Annotated in this window: 4 protein-coding genes; all 4 read right to left on the reverse strand. The window is 47.6% G+C overall.

All coding sequences use genetic code 11. The features are described 5' to 3' along the window. Window positions 1-49: 49 nt before the first annotated feature. Genes JWG39_RS14000 through JWG39_RS14015 form a run of 4 tightly spaced genes read right to left on the reverse strand, consistent with a single transcriptional unit; the run spans window position 50 to window position 7,326 of the window. Window positions 50-3,286, reverse strand: a complete 3,237-nt coding sequence (locus JWG39_RS14000) for a type I restriction endonuclease subunit R (RefSeq protein ID WP_205220042.1) — start codon at window positions 3,284-3,286, stop codon at window positions 50-52. 35 nt (window positions 3,287-3,321) lie between these two features. Next, window positions 3,322-4,410, reverse strand: coding sequence for an SIR2 family NAD-dependent protein deacylase (locus tag JWG39_RS14005; RefSeq protein ID WP_205220043.1), 1,089 nt, complete (start codon window positions 4,408-4,410; stop codon window positions 3,322-3,324). Further along, entirely contained in the window at window positions 4,407-5,777 is a 1,371-nt protein-coding gene (locus JWG39_RS14010) for a restriction endonuclease subunit S (RefSeq protein ID WP_205220044.1), read from the reverse strand. Before JWG39_RS14010 ends, JWG39_RS14005 begins: the two co-directional genes overlap by 4 nt. Further along, on the reverse strand, window positions 5,767-7,326 hold the full coding sequence (locus tag JWG39_RS14015; RefSeq protein ID WP_205220045.1) for a type I restriction-modification system subunit M: 1,560 nt from the start codon (window positions 7,324-7,326) through the stop codon (window positions 5,767-5,769). The genes JWG39_RS14010 and JWG39_RS14015 overlap by 11 nt, the downstream gene beginning before the upstream one ends. Between the last annotated feature and the right edge of the window lie 911 nt (window positions 7,327-8,237).

The raw sequence follows: 8,237 nt of genomic DNA on the forward strand, positions 1-8,237 counted from the left end.
CGTCTGTCCCACCTGCCTTTGAATCCGCCAATACAAAATGTAAATGCTTTCAGACTCTTTCCATTTTTATCCGGCTGTGGTTCTTCTTAAAGTTCTCCGCCTGTTCGAAGATATCTTTGTAGACTTCGTCGCGATCAATCGGCGGGTATCCATTTTCAGCGAGCAGGATGATAAGGTCCACTTTCAGTTCAGCCTTGATGTCATCGCGCTGGCTCCAGTCGGTATATTTAGCCTTATCATCGACTATGACTTTCACTTTTTTGGCAAGGTCGAGGAGCTTCTCCTCCGGGTAGTGAAAGTCGTATTTACTGGTGAGGGATTTAAGGATATCGTAGAAGGCCTTTTCTTCAAAATCAATGCCCAGTTCAGTGAAGGAGTCTTTCTCCTTTTTGATGGCGTGGTAGAGGTCGATAATCTCATCGGTGAAGTTTTCCAGCACTTCGCTCCTGAGAACGTCCTGCTCACTCCGGTCGTTGTATTTGTCGACCAGAACTTTGAACTGTTTAGAAAAGTCGACACCCTTGAGCTTGTTGACCTTTTTAAACTCTTCAATCGCCCTGGCCAGCAACTGCTGAAGCATCTTTATTTTGGTGTTCGGCAGCTTGATCTTTTCGATTTTGGCCATGTAGTCCGGATCAAAAATATCGACCTCGGCAGTATCCCCCTGCCCCATCTTGAAGATCTCTTCGACCCCATCACTTTGCAGGGCCTCGGCAATCATCTGGTGTACCCTGGCATTCATTTGCGCGAGATCAGGGGCATCCCCTTTGGTGAGCTTAAAAACTATAGATCGAACTGCCAGATAGAAATGGACATGGTCCCGCTCATCCTGGGTAAATTCATCACAGCCGACGCAGATGTCATACGCAGCTTTCATCCGTTTGGTCAGGAACATGACACGCTTCTCCAGCGTGTCCGTTCTCTGGACATATTCAGCAGCCATGTTGAGGCAATGGAGTTGCTCAATGGGCTGGCCGGTGAAATAGAGAGAGGTATCAAACGTGTGAAAGATCGCCCGCATCAGGTCCAGATGGTCCCTGACCACCACAATGGATTGCTGCACATCCTCAAAGTTTGCGGTATCGCCTTTGGAGTAATGTGCCAGGGCCAGGTTCATCTGCTTCTTGATCCCGATATAATCAACGATCAACCCTTTTTCTTTCTGTTGACACTTCCGGTTCACCCGGGAAATGGTCTGAATCAGATTATGCCGTTTCACCGGCTTGTCGATATACATGGTATCGAGGAAAGGCACATCAAATCCGGTGAGCCACATATCCACCACAATGGCTATTTTAAAATTTGATTTGGAGGTCTTGAACTGCCGGTCTAATTCTTTGCGGTACTCTTTGCTCCCCAGCATCTCGTACAGAGCGGGTTCATCATCTTTGCCACGAGTCATCACCATGTTGATGCGTGCCATGGGCATGATCTGTTTCTTTTCCTGTTCGCTGAGTTCTTCGCCTTCAGCGCATACCTTCACTTCTGCCCATTCGGGACGCAGGGCTATGACTTCTTTATAGAAATCACAGGCGATGAGACGGCTGCTGCTCACGAACATGGCCTTGCCGGCAATCGTGGCGCCCTCTTCAACACGTGCCTCATAATGGTCGACGAAGTCTGCAGCCAATGCCTTCAGACGATCAGGGTCTCCCAGGATGGCAGTCATTTGTAGATTCGCCCGTTTGCTGCTTTCAATCGCGTAGTCGCTGGCCCCATCATCCGCACATCTGGCGTAGTAGTCTTCAATCTCCGAAAGTTTGCTGTTGTCGAGCAGTACCCTGGCCGCTCGGCCCTCGTAGACAATGCGCACCGTAATCTCATCGACCACCGATTCCGTCATGGTGTAGGCATCCACCACCTCACCAAAGACATCCAGGGTCGCATCGATGGGTGTGCCGGTAAAGCCCACATAGGTCGCGTTCGGCAGGGAGTCGTGCAGATATTTGGCAAAGCCGTAAGTCCGCTTCACCCCGTCTTCCGTGACTTTCACCTTCTGATCCAGATTCACCTGACTGCGGTGTGCCTCATCCGAGATACAGATCACGTTGTTGCGCTCAGTCAGCAGCTCCGTATCCTCAGTAAATTTATGAATGGTGGTCAGGAACACCCCGCCGCTGTTACGCCCCTTCAACAGGTCACGCAGTTGCGTGCGGCTCTCCACACTGATCACCGACTCATCACCGATATATCCCTTGCCATTGGTAAAGAGGCCCGACAACTGATCATCCAGATCCGTGCGGTCCGTGATCAAAACGATGGTCGGGCTGGCCAGATCCACACTCTTCATCAACAACCGCGCCAGGAACAACATGGTAAAGCTCTTACCGCAACCGGTCGCCCCAAAATAGGTGCCGCCCCTGCCATCACCATCGGGCCGAATATGGAGCAGGATGTTTCGATACAGCTTTGTTGCCGCATAGTATTGCGGATAGCGACACAGGATCTTCTCCTCCCGTCGCGAGGTGTCCGGCAGATAGACAAAGTTGCGGATCACATCGCAAAGGCGGGTCGGCTGGAACAATCCCTTGATCATGGAATAGAGCGAGTCGATGCCGTCTTTTTCGATCAGGTCGCCGCCGTCTGTCTTGCGCCAGGCATAGAAAAACTCATAAGGAGCGAAAAATGAGCCCGCCTTATTGTTCACCCCGTCGCTGATCACACAAAACGCATTGTATTTAAACAGCTCCGGGATATCGCGTTTATAGCGTACCGTCAGCTGAACAAAGGCATCGTGAATCGTCGCCTCTTCACGAATCGCACTCTTAAACTCAAACACCACCAGTGGCAGGCCATTGATAAAGAGAATCCCATCCGGTATCCGCTTCTCATGACCAATGATCTCCAGTTGATTGACCATTTTGAAGATGTTGCCACCCGTTTGGTACACCGCTGTTTCCTCCGCCACAATCCACGGCACCTCGCCCGCCTGCGGTTCCCGAAACTTCACCAGATTCGAATAATCGATCAGCTGCACATAGAGATCTTTTTGATCGCGGTCTTCACGCTTAAGCAGAAAGCCATCAGAGACCAGCTTCATGATCGCCTTATTGCTCTCATAGAGATCTGCCGCCGAATAGGCGTCCAACTGCCGAACCACCGCCTCGATTTCAACCGGCGTGATGTTGTCCGCCGCGTACTGCCTGGCCAGAAACATTCGCAGATCTGCCTTGATCAAAACCTCTTCGGGCTGACGGACAATCGTATCCCCAAGTACATGGGGATACCCCGCCTCGCCGAGGAGTTCTATGATCGCCGCTTCGAGTTGGGCTTCGGTGAATTTCATGGTCTTAACAAGTTCCTAAATGCAAAATGTAGATTCTAATATGCTTGTCCATTTCTGTGAGCGGCGAGATATCCCATGAAGTCTTCAACATATTCGTGTTTACCGGAAGGATACCAGATTGGGATGATTTGTAGTGGACTGAGAATTTCTTCCCTTTCCTCGGTGTCCCCATTCTCAGGAGTTTCTAACAATGCATAATGCCATGGTATTTGATACTCATTGCTTTCGGCTACTTGTTTGAAAATCTCCAATGTCTTATCGTAAGTAAGGCTGCAGCCAAGAAACAGTAGCGTGTTACTGATATAAATCTGTCTTAAGACTTTAGGGAGTGGTTTGTCGAAATGGATTTTCTCTTCGCCGTAAGCGGCGGCATATTGAGATTTCGTAAAGACTTGGGTGACTTCATTCTGGTAATCCCCATGGATCTTTAGGAGGCATCTTCCACCCGTAATAAATTGTCGCATAAAATGGCTATCTTGTGTTCCATACATAAATCCATCATCAAACGAACGTTTTGCGTTTCTATATACGGTCTCAATAATGTTGTCCAAGTTTGTTGTAATAACACACTCATTCGATAGGTCTGGTAGTATTTTGATTGGACCTGTGATATCTCTAGCGGGAAGTGATGTTCTAATGTATTCACGCAGTCGTGTCTGTAGGCAGTTTTCAACCAAATCTGCGGCTTCAATGTATTTTCCTGCTTCTATTAGTAAATTCAACTCAGCTTGATCTATTTTCTTGGATTGGGAGCCTAGTTCTTTGAGTATTGCTGGCCAACTTTTTTTCCCGCATGGAATGGACAACCCTGCACCAATAAAAGGAGCGACTTTCCCCTTTTTGAGCACATGAACAAGGTCTTCAACTCGTCCCTTAGTTAATGAGTTTCTTAAAAGACTGAGAGTCAATTCAAAATCATCCTCAAACTTTCCTTTTTGCCACTCATTCAGAGCTTCTTCGTATGCGAACGGATCGCACTTAAAAAGTATTTCACTGTTACTTATCCCATCCAAAATACTATCTGTGACATCATCGTGAAACTGATTGAATTCTGAATTCCTCTCATACAATCCTTGTTGCGCAACATTTACGGCTTCAACAACTTTTCTAAATTCGGAGCTCATAGTGAATTGTTCCTTGAAAGTGATTGGCCATTGGGAACGCTTAATTCCCCAGAAGTGAGTTTCGGGAGAAGAGTGTCGCGGATTGCAATTAGAGATGCTGTAGCTTGATTATTTGAGTGGATTTTATCGAATATAGGAAGCGTCTGGACCCCAAAACATGTCATTATAGTGGAATGAGGAGATATAACAGGAAGCCCTCGTAGGATTTTAAGTGTTAAATATTTCTGAGTTGTTCCAGCAAGACGAGAATCCATAAATGCTTTCATGAAGTCTGACTTTAAATATGTGAAAAAATAGGTGGCCAAAGTTCGATTATCACCAGTTTTAAATAGGCCGATGTTTTTAATAGCGAAATTGATTTCCTCTTCCATTACAAGAAAAGGAGAACCTACTGTCCCTATCATGGTTAGTAAGATGTCATACGGATCTACTTTGCTTCTTTTGTTAACTTGTTCAAAATCCTCTTCAGAGATCAAGTAGGCATTTGAATAATCAATATTATTGCCTGTTATATGACGGGACGTAATCAGGTATTTGCCTGTAACGGATTGCTTAGGTGAATCATGTGTTCCATCTTTTACGTCAAAGAGTGAACCGCTTGTGCTTACCTCCCACCCATCGGGTATCCAGCCCATTTCTTCAGTAAGTCGAAAGGCGGCAGGGAATTGTTTGGCGGCTTCGCGATTAACGGAACCATCCGCGAGGGCTTTGCGGCGCACTTCCACCCGCTCGGAAAGTTCCTCGGGGATCGGATTACCGGCGGCGAGGGCATTGTCGATCACCGGATCAAAGTCCACAAACCAGCTTTTGAAGAGCGCCTGCGCCATCCCTTCCAGCGTCGCATTCATCCGCCGATTCAACTCAATCTTGTCATCCAATGATCCCAGGATGTGGGCAATGGCTTTTTGCTCGGAGAGGGGTGGAAAAATAAATGGATAGTATGATATTGCATCGAAAGTGATCTGTGGAAATGTCCCAGATCGTGATTCTGCTATTCTCTGAAACTCTCGAAGTGTCTGTTCACTGGTCAGCTGAATTAAAAAGAACGGTTGGTAAACTTCTTTCGAAGTTAATCGAATAACCATGAATTTCGTGGAAACCACATAGTCATCAGAATCAAAAGTTACTTCTGCATATCTTCTATTAGCAGGACGAATTTCACTAAAGAGTATGTCACCTTCGACAATTCTTTTCTTTGCCTGTCCAGGTAAACCTTGCGGACTTGAACGGTTGGCATGCAGAAAGTCTCCCTTTAAAACGTCTCCGGTATTAATAAAAACAACAGATTCACGGCCTGAAAAATTGAATGGCCGGGATATGTTCTCTGAGATCTCACCTAATGAATACTCGTTCCATTCAACCCCCATAACCCAACCCCTCCAAGTTCTTCCGAATCACCTCATCCAACCTCGCAGACTCCTCCATCTGCCCATAAAGCATCTGGCTCATCTCACTCATCTTGCTCTCAAAAGGAATACCGTCGTCTTCCAAAGGTGCCGCACCAACGTAACGCCCAGGTGTAAGCACATACTCATGCTTCCGCATATCCTCGAGAGTAGCCGACTTGCAATAACCAGCCTGATCTTCATAAACCCCATCCTTCGCCTCACCCCGCCAGGCATGATAGGTTTTGGCAATCTCCGCAATATCCTCAGCCAGGAGCTCCTTTTGCGTGCGGTTAATCATCGAGCCGATCTTACGGGCATCGATAAAGAGGGTCTCACCCTCCCGGTTACGATAGCCGCGCTCACTGTCGGCCTTTTTGGATTTACTGAGGAACCAGAGGCAAACAGGAATCTGGGTGGTATAAAAAAGTTGGCCGGGCATCGCAATCATGCAGTCCACCAGATCGTTCTCCACCAGCTTTTGGCGGATCGCACCTTCGCCCTTGGTGTTGGTCGACATCGAGCCATTGGCCAGAACAAAACCAGCCACACCGTGCTCAGAGAGCTTGGAGACCATATGAAGAATCCAGGCGTAGTTGGCATTACCGGTGGGTGGAGTTTCATACCCACTCCAGCGAGAGTCGTGAACCAACTCATCGGCAGCCCGCCACTCCTTCATATTAAAGGGTGGATTGGCCATGATGTAGTCGGCCTTCAAATCGGGGTGCTGATCCTTAAAAAAGCTATCGGCGGGGACTTCACCAAGATTGGCCGAAAGCCCGCGCACCGCCAGATTCATCTTGGCCAGCTTATAGGTGGTGGCGGTATACTCCTGCCCGTAGACCGAGATATCTTTGGTATTGCCGTGGTGGCTCTGCACAAACTTGAGCGACTGCACAAACATACCGCCTGAGCCGCAGCAGGGGTCGTAGATCTTGCCCTTGTAGGGTTTGATCATTTCGGCAATTAAATTAACCACGCACTTGGGCGTATAGAACTCGCCTCCCAGCTTGCCCTCTGAGGCGGCAAACTTGCCGAGGAAATATTCATAGACCCTGCCGACCACATCCTCCGCTTTGTCCGCCACCGTATCGATATTGTTGATCGCATCGATCAGAGCCGAGAGCTTGCTGCCATCAAGCCCAATACGGGAAAAGTAGTTGTCCGGCAAGGCACCCTTGAGGGAGGCATTGCTCTTCTCCACCGCCGACAGGGCCGAATCGATCTTGATGGCGATATCTCCCTGCTTGGCATGTTGTTGAATATGGCTCCAGCGGGACGTCTCCGGCAGATAGAAGACGTTCTTCATGGTGTAAAACTCCACCATATCGGTGTATTGCTCCTTGCCCTCCGCCACCAGCTCCGCCCGACGTTCCTCAAACTTGTCCGAGACAAACTTGAGAAAGATCAAACTCAGCACCACGTGCTTATATTCAGAAGACTCGACACTTCCCCGCAGTCGGTTCGCCGAATCCCACAGAGACTCTTCAAAACCTTTATCGTTTTTCGGTGCTGCTTTTTTCTTTGCCATCAATACTCCTTGAGAAGCCTGCTCTATTATAAAAATTGGTCAAAATCAATTTTCGATCACAGAATCGCCTGAAACCGGATATCCTCACAGAACCCAATCTACTGCCACAAGGGTTTATTGCAATACGCATTCTCCATGGTATCAGCCCCGGCGCCCTGCCCTGTCATCCTCTCTTGTTATACCAATTCCATTTTGTATTGGTGAATTCAAAGGCAGGTGGGACAGACGCCCCAATTGGGCGTCTCTACGATGTCGGCGATGTATATTACGGGTATTGATTATACAAATCCGGATACAATTCTGCCGCGATAACTCCCAGTGCTGGCAATATGGCGTTGTTTTTGTGGGAAGGATGTCCTTGTAGAGACGCCCAATTGGGGCGTCTTCAGCACAACAGGCGGCTCATCTCACAACAGATGTTTCTGCAATGAAATTAATGTATCACCCTGCTTCTCCTGTCGTGTTTTTGGGTCAGTACAAAGTAAAAATGGTATTACAGGAGTAACAGGAGTTACAAGTAGTACAATCAACCATTTACTATGACAGGATATCAAGTCGGGAGGACTCATGCAGACAAGTGTACACCCCAGAGATCAAACATCCCATGGTGCGTTATTGAACGCATACCATTTCCATTTTGTATTGGCGGATTCAAAGGCAGGGACGGGAAAAGGGAGAAAGGAGACGGGAGGCAGGAAAAAGCAAAAGGTTTTTGTAGAGACGACCAATTTGGGCGTCTCCAGCACAACGGGCGTTTCTACAATGATTGAGAAAAGCCTCATGTAGCTTATATTTCGCACCTTGCAAAAAAAATATTTTTTTAAAAAAAAACGTCAAACATTCAAGATGTTGTCAAGCAAGAGATGATCTTCATTTTAACTCTATACTAAGATGAGTGATTTACGCTTTAT

It is taken from the genome of Desulforhopalus vacuolatus, assembly GCF_016918505.1.
Taxonomy (GTDB): Bacteria; Desulfobacterota; Desulfobulbia; order Desulfobulbales; family Desulfocapsaceae; genus Desulforhopalus; species Desulforhopalus vacuolatus.